Origin of the sequence: Streptomyces sp. PU-14G, assembly GCF_041028275.1 — a bacterium.
GTDB lineage: Bacteria > Actinomycetota > Actinomycetes > Streptomycetales > Streptomycetaceae > Streptomyces.
Window position 1 is genome coordinate 1 of the sequence record NZ_JASKYT010000175.1, and the last position, 15,036, is coordinate 15,036.

The window sequence follows — 15,036 nt, forward strand, 5'->3', positions numbered from 1 at the left end:
GAGTACGAGCACCCACCCCTCTGGAGCCCCCGTGAACGATGCCGTCGCATCTCGCACCGCCCCGACCCTCGTCGCCGGGATCGGCAACATCTTCCTGCGTGACGACGGGTTCGGGGTGGAGGTCGTCCAGCGGCTGGCCAAGCGGTCGTTGCCGCCGGGCGTCGAGGCGGTGGACATCGGGGTGCGGGGGGTGCACCTGGCCTATCAGGTTCTCGACGGCTGCGCCGTCCTCGTCCTGGTCGACGCGGTCCACCGCGGCGGCGAGCCGGGGACGGTGCACCTGATCGAGGTCGGCGCGGACGACCGGGTGGCACCGGAGGGTGTGCCCGTGGTCGACGGCCACCACATGTCACCGGATACCGTGCTCGCGCTCCTGGACACCCTGAGCGAAGGTACCGGCGGCAGCAGGCCCCGGCGCGTGTTCGTGGTCGGCTGCGAGCCGGCCGCGCTGGACGAGGGCATCGGACTGAGCGCACCGGTGGCGGCTGCCGTCGACGACGCGTGCGAACTAGTGCTGCGGCTGCTGGACGAGCTGGAGACGACTCCCTGACGGCGCTCCGGTCGCACTCTGACAGCGCGCTGACGACTCCTTGACGGCGCTCCGGCGGCACTCTGACAGCGCTCTCACGACGCTCTGACACCGCTTCACACGGGCGGCGCGCGCGGAACCGCCGAACGGCGGACGGCCCGCCAGGGCAGCGGCGTGGCGGCGCGGGAGTGGCCCGGGGCAACCCTGTAATGGTGCGGGCCGCAGCCCGGTCCGTACCGCAGGGAAGTGCCCGATGCACGAGATGTCCATCGCGATGGCAGTGGTCTGCCAGGTCGAGGAGGCGGCGCGCGCGCACGACGCCGCGGGCGTCGAGGCCGTGACGCTGTCGGTGGGCGAGCTCGCGGGCGTGGTCCCGGACGCGCTGCGCTTCTCCTTCTCCCTCGCCTGCGAGGGCACCGTCCTGGCGGGCGCCGAACTGGTCACCGAACACGTCGCGGGGCGCGCCCGGTGCGAGACCTGCGGCCGTGAATGGGCCACGGGTGTGCCGCCGCGGCTGTGCTGCGCGCGGTGCGGCGACTCCCGTACCCGGCTGCTGTCCGGCCGCGAGCTGCACATCGCCACCGTGCGCTGGTCCGAGGCCCCGCAGCGCGCCCGAGCCCTCGAGGAGCTGTGATCCCATGTGCCGCGTCGCCGATCTCCAGCAGGCCGTCCTGGCCCGGAACGACAGCCGTGCCGAGCACCTGCGTGCCGAGCTGGCCGCCCGCGGGACGGTCACCGTCAACCTGCTCTCCAGCCCGGGGAGCGGCAAGACGGCACTGCTGGAGGCCGAGTTGGCGCTGGCCCGCGAGCGCGGGGTCCCCGTGGCCGCGCTGACCGCCGACCTGGCCACCGAGAACGACGCGCGGCGCCTGGCCCGTTCGGGCGTGCCCTGCAAGCAGGTACTGACCGACGGGCTGTGCCATCTGGAGGCCGGCATGCTCGCCGGGCACCTGGCCGGCTGGCTGCCACCGGACACGCGGCTGCTGTTCGTGGAGAACGTGGGGAACCTGGTCTGCCCGGCCTCCTACGACCTGGGCGAGTCGCTGCGCGTGGTGCTGGCCTCGGTCACCGAGGGCGAGGACAAGCCGCTGAAGTACCCCACGGCTTTCGGGCCGGCGCAGCTCGTCCTCGTCACGAAGGAGGACATCGCCGAGGCCGTCGGCTTCGACCGGGAAGCCTTCCTGGCCCATGTGCGCCAGGTCAACCCCGGTGTCGAGGTCGTCTTCACCTCGGCGCGGGCCGGGATCAACGTCGGTGTTCTGCTGGATCGCGCACTGGCGGTGGCAGGCGGTGCCGCCGCCCACCGCCCGGTGATGGACCGCCGGACGGCGGCGCACGGGCACACACACGAACACGAACACGAACACGGCCACGAAAACGGCCACGGCCACGGTCATGAACACGGCCGCCCCCACGAGCACGGCCACGAGCACGAGCACGCATACGGGCACAGCGAAGGCCACGGACCCGACCAGACGCCGAGCCACTCGCACGCTCCCGCGCATGTCAGGGGCTGAGCGCAGCCGCGTCCTGGTCCGGGGCGTGGTGCAGGGCGTGGGCTTTCGCCCGTACGTGTACGGGCTGGCCGGACGGCTGGGGCTGGCCGGACACGTCACCAACACGGGCGAGGGCGTCGTGGCCGAGGTGGAGGGCGCCCGCGAGGCCGTCGCGGCCTTTCGGCAGCGGGTGGGGAGCGAGGCGCCGCCGCTGGCCGTGGTCGAGTCGGTCACGCACGAGCCGCTGCCGCCGCTGGGGGGCTCCGGGTTCCGTATCGTCGCCTCGCGGTCGGGCGGCACGCCGTCCGCCCTGTCCACCCTCGTCGCACCGGACATCGCCACCTGCCGCGCCTGCCTGCGCGAACTGGCCGACCCGGCGGACCGCCGCCACCGCCACCCGTTCGTCACCTGCACCGACTGCGGGCCGCGCTTCACCCTCGTGACCGGCCTGCCCTACGACCGCGCCAACACCACCATGGCGGGCTTCGCGATGTGCGAGCGCTGTGCCCGCGAATACGAGGACCCGGCCGACCGGCGCTTCCACGCCCAGCCGGTCTCCTGCCACGACTGCGGCCCCCGCGCGCGGCTTCTGGTGCCTCGGGCACCGGGCGCGGGCACGGGGTGGACGGAGCACGGCGGTGACCCGGTGGCCGAGGCGCGGCGGCTGCTCGCGCGGGGCGCCGTCGTCGCCGTGAAGGGCCTGGGGGGCTACCACCTGGCGTGCGACGCGGCGGACGAGGAGAGCGTGCGGCTGCTGCGCCGTCGCAAAGCGCGCGGGGACAAGCCGTTCGCGGTGATGGCCCGCGACCCGGCGGACGTCGAGGCGTTCGCCGCCGTCGGTCCGCGCGAGCGGGCCGTGCTGGCCGGCGATCGCCGTCCCATCGTGCTGCTGCGCAGGCGCCTCCCCGGGGCGGAGCGCGGCCTCCCCGGGGCGGAGCGCGGCCTCGCCGCCGCCGTGGCGCCGTGCAGCCCCGACCTGGGCGTCATGCTGGCCTACACCCCGCTGCACCACCTGCTGCTCGGGCTGCCCGGTGATCCGCCGGGACCCCGGCTGCTGGTGATGACCAGCGGCAACCTGGGGGGCGAGCCCCTCGCCTGGGACGAGGACGAGGCATTGGAGCGGCTGGCGCCTCTCGCGGACGCCTTCCTCACCCACGACCGCCCGATCCACGTCCCGTGCGACGACTCGGTGGTGCGTGTCGTGGACGGTGAGGTGCTGCCGGTGCGCCGCTCGCGCGGGTACGCGCCGGTGCCGGTGCCGCTGCCCGTTCCGGTGCGGCCGGCGCTGGCCGTGGGCGGAGACCTGAAGAACGTCCTCGGCCTGGGCGAGGGGCGGCGCGCCTGGCTGTCGGCCCACATCGGGGACCTGGACGACCTGGCCACGCTGCGGACCTTCGAGCGGGCGGGGGAGCATCTGGCGAGCCTCACCGGCGTCGCCCCGCAGCTGCTGGCCGCCGACCCGCACCCCGGCTACCGGTCCACCCGGTGGGCCGAGGGAGCCGCGGGCGACCGGCCGCTGCGCCGGGTCCAGCACCACCACGCGCACGTCGCCTCGGTGATGGCCGAGAACGGGCTGGACGGCTCGTCCCCCGTGCTGGGCGTCGCCTTCGACGGCACGGGATACGGCGACGACGGCGCCGTCTGGGGCGGGGAGTTCCTGCTCGCCGACTACGACCGCTCCACCCGCGTCGCCCAGCTGCGCTACGCGCCGCTGCCCGGCGGTGACGCCGCCGTACGCCACCCCTGGCGGATGGCGCTCGCCCAGCTGTGGGCGGCGGGACTGGCCTGGGACGCGGACCTGCCGTGCGCGCAGGGCCGCTCCGAGGCGGAGCTGCGGGTGCTGGCGCGGCAGCTGGACCGCGGCCTGCACTGCGTGCCGACCTCCAGCATGGGGCGGCTGTTCGACGCGGTGTCCGCGCTGATCGGCGTGTGCCGGCACGCCGGATACGAGGCGCAGGCCGCCATCGAGCTGGAGGCCGCGGCGGCGGCCTGTTCCGCCCCTGACCCCGGTGCCTACGCGTTCGCGCTGCGCTCCCCCACCGGCGGCGGACCGCTGCTCGCCGACCCGGGGCCGCTGCTGGCCGCCGTCGTCGCGGACCTGCGGGCGGGCGCGGCACGGGAGCTGATGGCGGCGCGCTTCCACGCGGCGGTCACCGCGCTGGTGCTGCGCGCCTGCGCGGCGGTCCGCGAGCGGCACGGGGTGGAGACCGTGGCGCTGACCGGCGGGGTGTTCGCCAACGCGCTGCTGTCCGAGGCCTGTGCGCGCGGGCTGCGCGGCGACGGCTTCACGGTGCTGCGCCACAGGATCGTCCCGCCCGGCGACGGCGGGCTGGCCTTGGGCCAGCTCCTGGTCGCGGCCCACTGACCCGACCGTCGAACGAGGAGAACGAGCCCATGTGCCTGGCGGTACCCGGCAAGGTTCTGGACATCGAGGAGCGTGACGGCACCCGCATGGCGTCCGTCGATTTCGGTGGCGTGGTCAAGGAGGTGTGCCTCGCGTACGTGCCCGACCTTCGGGTCGGCGAATACACCATCGTGCACGTCGGATTCGCTCTGCAGCGGCTGGACGAGGAGTCGGCCCGGCAGACCCTGGCGCTCTTTCAGGGGCTGGGGCTGCTGGAAGAGGAGTTCGGCGACCCGTGGCGGGCGGCCGAGGAGGCGCGGCGGGGCGGCGGCGAGCCGTCCGTGCCCGGCGGGCAGCGGGAGGTGCGGCTGTGAAGTACATCGACGAGTTCTCCGACCCGCGGCTGGCCCGGCGGCTGCTGGAGGACATCCACGCCACCGTCACCCGCCCGTGGGCGCTGATGGAGGTGTGCGGCGGGCAGACCCACTCGATCATCCGGCACGGCATCGACCAACTCCTTCCCGACGGACTCGAACTGATCCACGGCCCCGGCTGCCCGGTCTGCGTCACCCCGCTCGAACTGATCGACAAGGCGCTGGAGATCGCCTCGCGGCCCGATGTCATCTTCTGCTCGTTCGGCGACATGCTGCGGGTGCCAGGCACCGGGCGCGATCTCTTCCAGGTCAGGTCGGAGGGCGGCGACGTCCGCGTCGTCTACTCGCCGCTGGACGCGCTGCGGATCGCCCGGGAGAACCCCGGGCGCGAGGTGGTCTTCTTCGGCATCGGTTTCGAGACCACGGCCCCGCCCAACGCCATGGCCGTCCACCAGGCGGCCGAGCAGGGGGTGCGCAACTTCAGTCTGCTCGTCTCCCACGTGCGGGTGCCGCCCGCCATTGAGGCGATCATGAGCTCCGCTCAGTGCCGGGTGCAGGCGTTCTTGGCGGCGGGGCACGTGTGCAGCGTCATGGGGACGGACGAGTATCCGGCGCTGGCCGACCGGTTCGGGGTTCCCATCGTCGTCACCGGGTTCGAGCCGCTGGACATCCTGGAGGGGGTGCGGCGCGCCGTACGGCAGTTGGAGAGCGGGCGGCACACCGTCGAGAACGCCTACCCGCGCGCGGTGGTCGCGCAGGGCAACACGGCGGCCAAGGCCATGCTGGATCAGGTCTTCGCACCGTGCGACCGCGGCTGGCGCGGTATCGGCGTCATCCCCGGCAGCGGCTGGCGGCTGGCGCCCCGCTACCGCGCCTGGGACGCGGAGTACCGGTTCTCCGTGGAAGGCGTCACCACCAGGGAGCCGGCGGCCTGCCGCAGCGGCGAGGTGTTGCAGGGGCTGTTGAAACCGCACGAGTGCGAGGCGTTCGGCACCACCTGCACCCCGCGCACCCCGCTGGGCGCCACGATGGTCTCCAGCGAGGGTGCCTGCGCCGCCTACTACCTCTACCGCCGGCTCGGCGGGACGACGACCGCACCACTGGAGGCGAGCAGCGTTGACTAGTACCGAGACCGCCGGGCCCGCGGCGGACACCCTCTCCCCCGCCTCCCCCGCGCTCGACTTCTCCGGCTGGACGTGCCCCGCGCCACTGCGCGGACAGCGGCGGGTCGTCATGGGCCACGGCGGAGGCGGAGCGCTCTCGGCGGAGCTGGTGGAGCACGTCTTCGCCCCGGCGTTCGGTGGCCGGGCGCTGTCCACGCTCGCCGACTCCGCCGCGCTTAAGCTCGGCGGCGCCCGGCTGGCCTTCTCCACCGACTCCTTCGTGGTGCGGCCACTGTTCTTCCCCGGCGCCAGCATCGGCGACCTGGCCGTCAACGGCACGGTCAACGACCTGGCGATGAGCGGGGCCCGCCCCGCCTACCTGTCCTGCGGGTTCATCCTGGAGGAGGGCGTGGAGATCGCCACGGTGGCGCGGGTCGCCGAGGCGCTGGGCGCCGCGGCCCGCACCGCGGGGGTGGAGGTCGCCACCGGGGACACCAAGGTCGTCGAGGCCGGGCGCGGCGACGGCATCTACCTGAACACGGCCGGTATCGGGCTGATCCCCGAGGGGGTCGACATCCGGCCGCAGCGCGCACGCCCCGGCGACGTGGTGCTCGTCAGCGGCCCGATCGGCGCGCACGGCGTGGCGGTGCTCAGCAAGCGCGAGGGGCTGCGGTTCGAGGTCGCCATCGAGAGCGACTGCGCGGCACTGGGCGGCCTTGTGGAGAGCATGCTCGCCGTCACCCGCAACGTGCACGCGCTCCGCGACCCCACACGCGGGGGTGTCGCCGCCGCCCTCAACGAGATCGCGTCGGCCGCCTCGGTGGGCGTGGTGCTGCGGGAACGCGCGGTGCCGGTCCCCGACGCGGTGGCGAACGCCTGCTCGATGCTGGGTCTGGACCCGCTGTACGTCGCGAACGAGGGAAAGCTCCTGGCCTTCGTGCCACGTGCCGAGGCGGACGCCGTACTCGCCGCCATGCGTGCCCACCCCCTGGGCGCCGAGGCCGCGGTGATCGGCGAGTGCGTCGAGGAGCACCCCGGCACGGTCGTCGCCCGCACCGGTCTCGGCGGCCACAGAGTCGTGGACCTGCCGCTGGGCGAACAACTGCCCCGGATCTGCTGAACCGCAGAGGAACGTGTCCGCCGGTCCACCAGTCCGCCAGTCCGCCAGTCCGCCAGGACACCTGCCGACAGCTCACCCAACAACCACCAGGAGGTCGTGGTGCGGATCCTGCTCATCGCGAGCGCCTTCAACAGCCTGACCCAGCGGGTCCAGGCCGAACTGCGGGACGCCCGGCACACCGTCGCGACCGAGGTGGTGCGCGACGCCGACGACGTGCGGCACGCGGTCGCCGGGTACGAGCCGGAGCTGGTGGTCGCGCCGATGCTGCGGACCGCCGTCCCCGAGGACGTCTGGTCGCGGTACACCTGCCTGATCGTCCACCCGGGGCCGCCCGGCGACCGCGGCCCCTCCTCCCTCGACCGGGCCGTGGCCGAGGGGCGTACCCGCTGGGGCGTGACCGTGCTCCAGGCCGAGGCGGAGATGGACGCCGGCGACATCTGGGCCTCCGCCGAGTGCACGGTGCCCAGCGGCGTCGCCAAGAGCGACCTGTACCGCGGCGAGGTCTCCGACGCGGCCCTCGAAGCGGTCCGCAGCGCACTGGCCCGGTTCGCCACCGGCAGCCACCGCCCGCGCTCGCAACGGGACCTCACGCCGACGGTGCGGCCGGTCGTGCGGCAGTCCGAGCGCCGCATCGACTGGCGCTCGGACGGGACGATCGCCGTGCTGCGCACCCTGCGGGCCGCCGACTCGCAGCCCGGGGTGCGCGACGAACTGCTGGGAGCCGAGTGGTACCTGCACGGCGGCCACCTCGAGGACCAACTGCACGGCACACCGGGAGAGATCGTCGCCACCCGGGCGGGCGCCATCTGCCGGGCCACGGTGGACGGTGCGGTCTGGATCCCCCAGCTGCGCCCGGTGCGCGCCCCCGGCGGCCGTGCGACGTTCAAGCTGCCCGCCACGCTGGCGCTGGGTGAGCGGCTGCCGGACGTGCCCGAGCGCCCGGCACCGCTCGAACTCGCCCCGGAACGCCTCACCTACTCCGAGATCCGCTACCGGGAGCGGGACGGCGTCGGGTACGTGCACTTCTCCTTCCCCGGCGGCGCGATGAGCACCGTCCAGTGCCGACGGCTGCTGGCCGCCTACCGGTACGCCTGCACCCGTCCGACCCGGGTGGTGGTGCTCGGCGGTGCGCGCGACTTCTTCTCCAACGGCATCCACCTCGGCGTCATCGAGGCGGCCCGGGACTCCGCGGCCGAGGGCTGGGCCAACATCCAGGCGATCGACGACGTGGTCGAGGCGGTACTGACCACCACGGACCGGCTGGTGGTCGCCGCGCTCGGCGGCAACGCCGCGGCAGGCGGCGCCATGCTGGCCGCCGCCGCCGACGAGGTGTGGTGCAGGGCGGGCACCGTCCTCAACCCGCACTACCGGCTCATGGGACTGCCGGGCTCCGAGCTGTGGACCTACACGCTGCCCCGCCGGGTCGGCCCGGAGATCACCGAAGCGCTGATGCGGGACGCCGAGCCGATGAGCGCGGCCACCGCGCGCCGCATCGGCCTGGTGGACCGGGTGCTGCCGACCGCGCCGAGCGAGTTCGCCCCGCGCGTGGCCGAGCTGGCGGCTGCGCTGGCCGTGGACCCGGCCACCCACCAGCGGCTGGCCGTCAAGAAGGCCAACAGGGCCCGTGACGAGGCGGCCGAACCACTGGCCTCGTACCGCGACCAGGAACTGGCCGCCATGCACCGCGTCCTGTTCGACCCGGGCGCCCCGCACCACGCGCTGCGCGCCGCGTTCCTCCGCAAGGAGCCGGTCCCCGGCGACGTACGGGGCCGCCGGGGGTAGGCGCCCCTGCGACCCCGCCCGGGACGGGACTTCCCCTGCGGCCGGGGCAGGGCTTCCCCTGCCGCTCTTGCTCCGGCAAGGGGGAGCCACTGTCCGTGGCGTGCGGTCCGCGGGTGGGGGGTTGGCTGAGGGGAGCAGTTCCCCCGCGCCCCTCCGGAGCGCGTCCGCCGCTCCCTGCCACGGCCCCGCGACCGGGGACGCGCACGCGCGAGCGCCCCGCCGGTGTTGCCGGCGGGGCGCTCGACTGACAACGGAGAGCCCGCGGGAGAGCGGAGAACCCGCCTCCGGTACCGCGCGGGGCGGTGTCAGTCGTTGTAGCAGAAGTTGCCGAACGCGGGGTTCAGGAGCCCGATGATGTCGACGGTGTTGCCGCACACGTTGATGGGGATGTGGACCGGGACCTGCACGACGTTGCCGGAGAGCACGCCCGGCGAGTTCGTCGCTCCGCCCTGGGCGCCCGCGTCGGCGAACGCCGCGCTCGCGCCGCCGAGGACGGTGGTGGCGGCCAGGCCGGAGGCGACAACCGCGGTACGGATGCGCATGGCGATCCTCCTTGTTCTGTGGACCAAGACGCGCACAAGGGTGCACCGCTACCCGAACCGGGCATACCGTCGCCACGCCCAACGGGCGGCGACTCACCCGATCGGCGGTGTCTCCCCTTCGCCTCCCGGCCCGCCGACGGCCGGGGAAGGGGCACCGAAGCCTCTCCGAGAGCGGGAACCGAAGCGGTTTCGGGGACGGGAGCCGAGGCGGCTCCGTGAGCGGAAGCCGAGGCGGCCATTCGGGTCCGTTATGCCGTGTCCTTCATATATTGCTCTGTAATGCCCGGCGAGGCGGTGACGATGGACCCGTCCTTGTTCTTTCGTGATCTCCACGGAGGTTTTCATGCGCATGCGCACCCTGACGCGCTCCCTCGCGGTCGGCATCGCCGCCTTCGGCTTGGCCGCCGCCGGCACCACGGCGGCCTCGGCCTGCGGCGGGGACGAGTACAACTGGGTCCACAAGGACGTCCACAAGAAGTGGACGTCCGTCAACGTCTCGGACGACGACCACGTCGTGAGCGACTCGGTGATCTTCACGTTCGGCCCGATGCAGAACGACTGACCGGTTCGCCGGCAGTTCCCCAAGCCGACGCGGAGTGGCCCTTCCGAACCTCCAAGGATGATCCCTCCGCGTCGTGGCCGGGCCGCGAGGCCGGCCGACCCCCAGGGGCCGCTCCACCGGAGCGGCCCCTGGCGGCGTGTGCACGAGGCGTGGGCACGCCGTCTCACCAGGAGGACTTGGTGACCCCCGGCAGGTATCCGGCGTGCGCCTGCTCGCGGAAGCGGACCCGGGAGAGGCCGAAGGCCCTCAGGTGGCCGCGGGGGCGGCCGTCCACGCTGTCCCTGTTGCGCACCCTGGTCGCACTGGCGTCGCGCGGCTGGCGCCGCAACTCCGCCTGGGCACTGCGCCGTTCGGCGTCCGTACTGGACGGCCTGCGCACGATCTCGCGCAACTCGGCCCGCCGCGCGGCGTACCGGGCGACGGTCTGCCGGCGCTGCTCGTTCTTTGCGATCTTGCTCTTCTTCGCCATCAGACCCGGCCGCGGTCGGGCTCCGGTGAGCTGGCAGTGGGCGGACACGGGTGTTACCTACCTCTCGCGGTCTCTAGTTGGAAATGATTTCCATTAACAATATAGTGGCCGCCATGGCTCGCGACGAACTACGCCCCCTGATCAAGCTCCGCTCCACCGCCGGCACCGGCTACACCTACGTGACCCGCAAGAACCGGCGGAACGACCCCGACCGGCTGACACTGCGCAAGTACGACCCGCGTGCCCGCAGGCACGTCGACTTCCGCGAAGAGCGCTGACCCGGACACGAGGAAGGACACCCATGAAGCCCGGAATCCATCCCGCCTACGGCCCCGTCGTCTTCCGCGACAAGAGCGCGGACTTCGCCTTCCTGACCCGCTCGACGCTCACCAGCGAGCAGACCGTGGAATGGGAGGACGGCCGCACCTACCCCGTGGTGGACGTCGAGATCTCCTCCCGCAGCCACCCCTTCCACACCGGCGCCGCACGCGTCGTGGACAGTGCCGGGCGCGTGGAGCGCTTCGAGCGCCGCTACGGCCGCTGTGGAGGCGGCCGATGACAGGCGGGAAGCCGGAAGAAGCACCGGACCAGGTGCCCGAGGAGACGAAGCCGCTGCCCGTCGTGCTCGTGGCGGGCATGCACGCCGAAGCCCGCAGGCGCGTGGTCACCTGGCTGCTGCGCAGCGTGCCGGGAAGCGTGTCCCTCCACCACGATCTCGCCTCCGCGGCCCGCGGCACGGTGACCCGCGTCGTGCGCGACCGCACCGGCACGATCGACGTCGGCGAGGCGCCACTGGTCAACGACTGCGCCTGCTGCGCCCTGCGGGAGGATCTCGTGCCTGAGCTGAGGCGGCTGGCGGGCTCCGCGCGGGTGGCTGTGGTGGAGCTGTGGGACTCGGTGGAGCCCAAGGCGATGGCCGAGGTCGTCGCCTCCCACGGCGGGCGGACGCTGCGTGTGACGCAGGTGGTCACCGCCGTCGACCCGGCCCTGGTGCTGCCCTGCCTCGCGAGCGGGGACGACCTCGCGGAGGCCGGTCTGGCCGCGGCCACCACCGACCAGCGCACGGTCGCGGACACCTTCGCGCGACAGCTGGAGTACGCGCCCGTCCTCGCGCTGGTCGACGGCCGGGAAGCCGACGACGAGGACCGGGCGCTCCTGGCCCAGCTGCACCCCACGGCCCGTCAGGTCCCGCTGGGCACGCCGGAGCTGACCCCGCTCGTCTTCGCCGGGTTCGACGTGGCGGACGCCGCCGCCGCCCAGCACCCGTCCTGCGCCCGGCTGCCCCAGGAGGCCGAGGAGGCGGGAGTGGCCACCCTCGTCTGGCACGCGGACCGGCCCTTCCATCCCGAACGGCTCTACCAGGCACTGGAGGACCTCAGCTGCGCCGCCGCCCGCAGCCGCGGCCGGTTCTGGCTCGCCGACCGGCCCGACACCCTCCTGTCCTGGGACGCGGCCGGAGGCGCGCTGTGCGTGGAGGAGGCGGGGCCCTGGCTCGCCTCGCTGCCGGACGCCGCGTGGGAGATGGTGCCGCCCGTGCGCCGCGCAGCCGCCTCCTTGGACTGGCACCACGAGAACGGCGACCGCTGCCAGCACCTCGTCTTCACCTCGCCGGGGCTGGACCGCGAGGGCCTGACCGGGCTCCTCGACGCCTGCCTGCTCAGCGACGCCGAGTACGCCGCGGGCCGCGAGGGCTGGAAGCGGCTCCCGGCCGCTTTCGACGCGCTCCTCTCCCCCGTCCCCTGACCGTCGCCCCCTCCCCTTCTCGTGCCGTCCCTCATGGAGGCCCCATGTCCCGCCGTACCACCGGCCGCAAGCCGCAGCGTCCCCGTCCCAACCCGCTGGACGCCGCGGGCATCACCTACATCGACTACAAGGACACCGACCTGCTGCGGAAGTTCATCTCCGACCGCGGCAAGATCCGCAGCCGCCGCGTCACCCGCGTCACGGCCCAACAGCAGCGCCGGCTCGCCACCGCCATCAAGAACGCCAGGGAGATGGGGCTGCTGCCCTACGCGAGCCGCTGACCACGGGCCGCCCCACGCGAGCGCCGGCAGCGGGGAGCCCGCGGGCGGCCGGAAGCGAGGCGGCAGCCCGCGGGCGGCCGGAAGCGGGGCGGCAGCCCGCGGGCTGTCCGCCGCCTGCGCCCGTAGGCTCCCCGCATGAGCCATCCGCCTCTCCCGACCCCCGGCCCTGACCTGCCCGCCGCGCGCGTCGCCGAGATCGGCGGCGTGGTCGCCAGGGTGACCGCCTGGGCGGCCTCCCGCGCGGACGTGGCCGGGCTGCTGCTGGTCGGCTCCTGCGCCCGGGGCGCGGCACGAACGAGCTCGGACATCGATCTCGTCCTGCTGGTGGCCGACGTGTCCGCCTTCGGCGGCGACGCCTGGGCACGCGGGCTCGGGCTGCCGCTGCCCGTACGTACCCGCTGGTGGGGCGCCATTCAGGAGCGCCGCTTTGCGACGTCCTCGGGGCTGGAGGTGGAGTTCGGGATCGGTACGCCGTCGTGGGCGGCCACAGAGCCGGTGGACCCCGGCACCCGCCGGGTCGTCGAGGACGGGGCTCTCGTCCTGCACGATCCGGTGGGCCTGCTCGCCGCGCTGACGGCCGCCTGCCGCCGGGGCTGAGCACGGCCGGGACGGGAAGCCTGGGAACCGGGGAAGCGGCCTCGCTACGGCGCGCCGGTGACCGCCCCCGCCACCAGGTACTCCGTCGCGGCAGCGAGGTCCGTCTCGATCCGGCGGGCCGTCGAGCGCAGTTCGGGCAGGACGGCGGTGCGCAGTTCGTCCGGGGTGCGCTGCGCGGCGTGCGCGGCGACGTTGAGGGCGGCGACCACCCGGCCGTGGCGGTCGCGGAGGGGAACGGCGAGGGAACGCAAACCCTCCTCCAGTTCCTGGTCGACCAGGGCGTGACCGTCCCGCCGTGCGGCTTCCAGAGCGGCGGTCAGGTCCGCCTGCCGAGTGAGGGTGCGGCTGGTCAGCGGCTCCGGCGCCGAGCGGGCCAGCCGGTCGGCGGCGTCCCGGCGGTCCAGCCCCGCGAGCAGGACCCGGCCCATCGCGGCGGCGTACGCGGGCAGCCGGGTGCCCACACCGAGGTCGACGCCCATGATGCGGGTGGCGGCGACGCGTGCCACGTAGCGGATGTCGGTGCCGTCCAGTACGGCGATCGAGGCCGAGTCGTGGACGCGGCCGACGAGTTCGGCCAGGTGCGGGGTGGCGATCCGCTCGAACGTGAGGCCCGCGTGGGTGGCGAAGCCGAGCCCCAGCGTCCTGGGCAACGGGACGAAACGGGTCTCGTCGGCGCCCGCGCCCACGTAGCCGAGGTGCCGCAGCGCGTGCAGGAAGCGGCGGGCGGTCGCCCGGGAGAGGCCGGTGTCCGCGGCGACCTGGGTGAGGGACAGGCCTCCGGGAGCGCGCAGTGCGGACAGGACGGCGAGGCCGCGGGCGAGCGACTGGAGGAAGCCGGGCCCGACTTCGTCCTTGACCGCCCGCAGGGCCGCCGCCTGGGTGGGTGCGGGGTCCGGCGCCGGGGGATGTGCGGCTGCCGGCGCCGGCGCCCCGCGGAGGGACGTGGCGAGCGTCTCGCGCATCGTCGCGGCGCAGGCGCGCAGCCGGGGCAGCGCGTGGGCGGTGAGGCTGTCCGCGGTGTGTCTGCTGGTGTGGCTGACGACGCTGACGGCGCAGACCAGCGCCGCGTCGGGTCCGTACACGGGCAGCGCGACGGCGACGAGCCCGGGTTCGACGAGCTGGTCGTCGACGGCTGCGCCGGCCTCGCGGGCCTCGGCGACGCGGGCCGTGAACTCCTCGGCCCCTGGCGCCTGCCACGGGCCGCGGCGCGGCGGCAGGGCGAGGAACCCCGCGGCGTGCGGGTCCTCGGTCAGGCGCTGCCGCCAGCGCCGCCACGTGGCCTGGTCCCACTGGGCGGCGAACAGGGCGCCGGGCGCGCAGCGTTCGGCTGGCAGCAGGTCACCGATGTGGAAGGCGACGGCCATGGCGCGCCGCCGCGGGCACTGGATGACGAAGCGCACACCGTCGCGGTCGGGGACGGCCACGGAGACCGACTCGTCCAGCTCGTCGGCGAGCCGGTGGGCGTGCGGGCCCAGCGCCCCGGACAGGGTGCTCGCGGCCAGGTAGGCGTTGCCGAACTCCAGGACGCGGGGCGTCAGTCGGAGGTCGGTCCCCTCGGCGCGCAGGTGCCCGAGGCGGACGAGGGTGGCGGCGACGCGGTCGAGGGTGGCGCGGGCGAGCGGACAGATGCGCACGAGCTCCGCGCGGCTGAGCCGGCCGCCGGGCGTGGCCGCGAGGGCGCCGAGGACCGTCAGCCCGCGCTCCACGGTGGCCACGGCCTCTCCACCGGGCGCGGTCCGCGGCGGGGAGGGCCTGGGCGGTGCGGGCGGTGGGGTCGCTGCGCTGCGTGGCATGCGGTCCTCCGAAGTCCTCACGGGGCGGGCGGCGTCACGTCTCGCTCCCGGCACGTGTCCGACGGGGCCACGGGCGCGGTCTCCCGGGTGCGGCACCCATTGACAAGGCCTCGCGCCCGGAAGAGACTCACCGGGCGTTCGGGAACGAACGATAGTTCACTGTGCGAACACCGGGCAGCGCAGGTCGCACACCCGCCGCCGACGTTCGGCCTCGATCGGTGCCGTCCCGCACGAGTGCGCGCCCGGTGGCGAGTTCGCGGAGATGGCCGAACGCACCGCCGCCCCGATCCGCGCCCCGAGG

General features: G+C 74.4%; 17 protein-coding genes. 14 read left to right on the top strand and 3 right to left on the bottom strand.

The features are described from left to right. Positions 1 to 31: 31 nt before the first annotated feature. The 8 genes from AB8Z75_RS20300 (at position 32) to AB8Z75_RS20335 (ending at position 8,748) form a co-directional block, all read left to right on the top strand. Positions 32 to 550: a hydrogenase maturation protease gene (locus tag AB8Z75_RS20300; RefSeq protein ID WP_369203994.1), complete on the top strand. Its 519-nt coding sequence runs from the start codon at positions 32 to 34 to the stop codon at positions 548 to 550. 232 nt (positions 551 to 782) lie between these two features. Continuing rightward, a complete protein-coding gene (gene hypA / locus AB8Z75_RS20305) occupies positions 783 to 1,163 on the top strand; it encodes a hydrogenase maturation nickel metallochaperone HypA (RefSeq protein ID WP_369203996.1) in 381 nt (126 codons plus the stop codon). Positions 1,164 to 1,167: 4 nt separating this feature from the next. Then, complete coding sequence (gene hypB / locus AB8Z75_RS20310; protein WP_369203998.1) at positions 1,168 to 2,046, top strand: hydrogenase nickel incorporation protein HypB; 879 nt, start codon at positions 1,168 to 1,170, stop codon at positions 2,044 to 2,046. Beyond that, positions 2,033 to 4,390, top strand: a complete 2,358-nt coding sequence (hypF, locus tag AB8Z75_RS20315) for a carbamoyltransferase HypF (RefSeq protein WP_369204000.1) — start codon at positions 2,033 to 2,035, stop codon at positions 4,388 to 4,390. The genes hypB and hypF overlap by 14 nt, the downstream gene beginning before the upstream one ends. Positions 4,391 to 4,419: 29 nt before the next feature. Beyond that, complete coding sequence (locus tag AB8Z75_RS20320) at positions 4,420 to 4,743, top strand: HypC/HybG/HupF family hydrogenase formation chaperone (RefSeq protein ID WP_369204002.1); 324 nt, start codon at positions 4,420 to 4,422, stop codon at positions 4,741 to 4,743. Continuing rightward, positions 4,740 to 5,867, top strand: coding sequence for a hydrogenase formation protein HypD (hypD, locus tag AB8Z75_RS20325; RefSeq protein WP_369204004.1), 1,128 nt, complete (start codon positions 4,740 to 4,742; stop codon positions 5,865 to 5,867). Before AB8Z75_RS20320 ends, hypD begins: the two co-directional genes overlap by 4 nt. Before the next feature lie 109 nt (positions 5,868 to 5,976). After that, positions 5,977 to 6,966, top strand: coding sequence for a hydrogenase expression/formation protein HypE (gene hypE, locus AB8Z75_RS20330; RefSeq protein WP_369204024.1), 990 nt, complete (start codon positions 5,977 to 5,979; stop codon positions 6,964 to 6,966). 99 nt (positions 6,967 to 7,065) lie between these two features. Then, on the top strand, positions 7,066 to 8,748 hold the full coding sequence (locus AB8Z75_RS20335) for an enoyl-CoA hydratase-related protein (RefSeq protein ID WP_369204006.1): 1,683 nt from the start codon (positions 7,066 to 7,068) through the stop codon (positions 8,746 to 8,748). Between the two features lie 305 nt (positions 8,749 to 9,053). On the opposite strand, the gene AB8Z75_RS20340 is transcribed toward AB8Z75_RS20335, so the two are convergent. Next, positions 9,054 to 9,290: a chaplin gene (locus AB8Z75_RS20340; protein WP_369204008.1), complete on the bottom strand. Its 237-nt coding sequence runs from the start codon at positions 9,288 to 9,290 to the stop codon at positions 9,054 to 9,056. Between the two features lie 343 nt (positions 9,291 to 9,633). Here AB8Z75_RS20340 and AB8Z75_RS20345 point away from each other — a divergent pair, with 343 nt between their 5' ends. Next, a complete protein-coding gene (locus AB8Z75_RS20345; RefSeq protein ID WP_369204010.1) occupies positions 9,634 to 9,852 on the top strand; it encodes a hypothetical protein in 219 nt (72 codons plus the stop codon). 163 nt (positions 9,853 to 10,015) lie between these two features. Here AB8Z75_RS20345 and rpsN read toward each other — a convergent pair whose 3' ends face one another. Beyond that, positions 10,016 to 10,321 (bottom strand): 30S ribosomal protein S14, encoded by a 306-nt coding sequence (rpsN, locus tag AB8Z75_RS20350; protein WP_369204026.1) that lies wholly within the window; start codon positions 10,319 to 10,321, stop codon positions 10,016 to 10,018. A gap of 113 nt (positions 10,322 to 10,434) precedes the next feature. Between rpsN and rpmG the strand changes: the two genes are divergently transcribed. From rpmG to AB8Z75_RS20375, 5 genes are all read left to right on the top strand, one after another. Next, positions 10,435 to 10,599 (top strand): 50S ribosomal protein L33, encoded by a 165-nt coding sequence (gene rpmG / locus AB8Z75_RS20355; protein ID WP_369204012.1) that lies wholly within the window; start codon positions 10,435 to 10,437, stop codon positions 10,597 to 10,599. 23 nt (positions 10,600 to 10,622) lie between these two features. Then, positions 10,623 to 10,880 (top strand): type B 50S ribosomal protein L31, encoded by a 258-nt coding sequence (locus AB8Z75_RS20360; protein WP_369204014.1) that lies wholly within the window; start codon positions 10,623 to 10,625, stop codon positions 10,878 to 10,880. Next, positions 10,877 to 12,064, top strand: a complete 1,188-nt coding sequence (locus AB8Z75_RS20365; RefSeq protein WP_369204016.1) for a GTP-binding protein — start codon at positions 10,877 to 10,879, stop codon at positions 12,062 to 12,064. The genes AB8Z75_RS20360 and AB8Z75_RS20365 overlap by 4 nt, the downstream gene beginning before the upstream one ends. A 44-nt stretch (positions 12,065 to 12,108) precedes the next feature. Beyond that, on the top strand, positions 12,109 to 12,345 hold the full coding sequence (gene rpsR / locus AB8Z75_RS20370; protein ID WP_369204018.1) for a 30S ribosomal protein S18: 237 nt from the start codon (positions 12,109 to 12,111) through the stop codon (positions 12,343 to 12,345). A gap of 135 nt (positions 12,346 to 12,480) precedes the next feature. After that, the gene (locus AB8Z75_RS20375; RefSeq protein WP_369204020.1) at positions 12,481 to 12,942 is read left to right on the top strand and encodes a nucleotidyltransferase domain-containing protein; all 462 of its coding nucleotides are present in this window, start codon (positions 12,481 to 12,483) and stop codon (positions 12,940 to 12,942) included. A 44-nt stretch (positions 12,943 to 12,986) separates the two neighbouring features. Here the strand turns inward: AB8Z75_RS20375 and AB8Z75_RS20380 are convergent, their stop codons facing one another. Continuing rightward, complete coding sequence (locus AB8Z75_RS20380) at positions 12,987 to 14,657, bottom strand: IclR family transcriptional regulator C-terminal domain-containing protein (RefSeq protein ID WP_369204022.1); 1,671 nt, start codon at positions 14,655 to 14,657, stop codon at positions 12,987 to 12,989. Between the last annotated feature and the right edge of the window lie 379 nt (positions 14,658 to 15,036).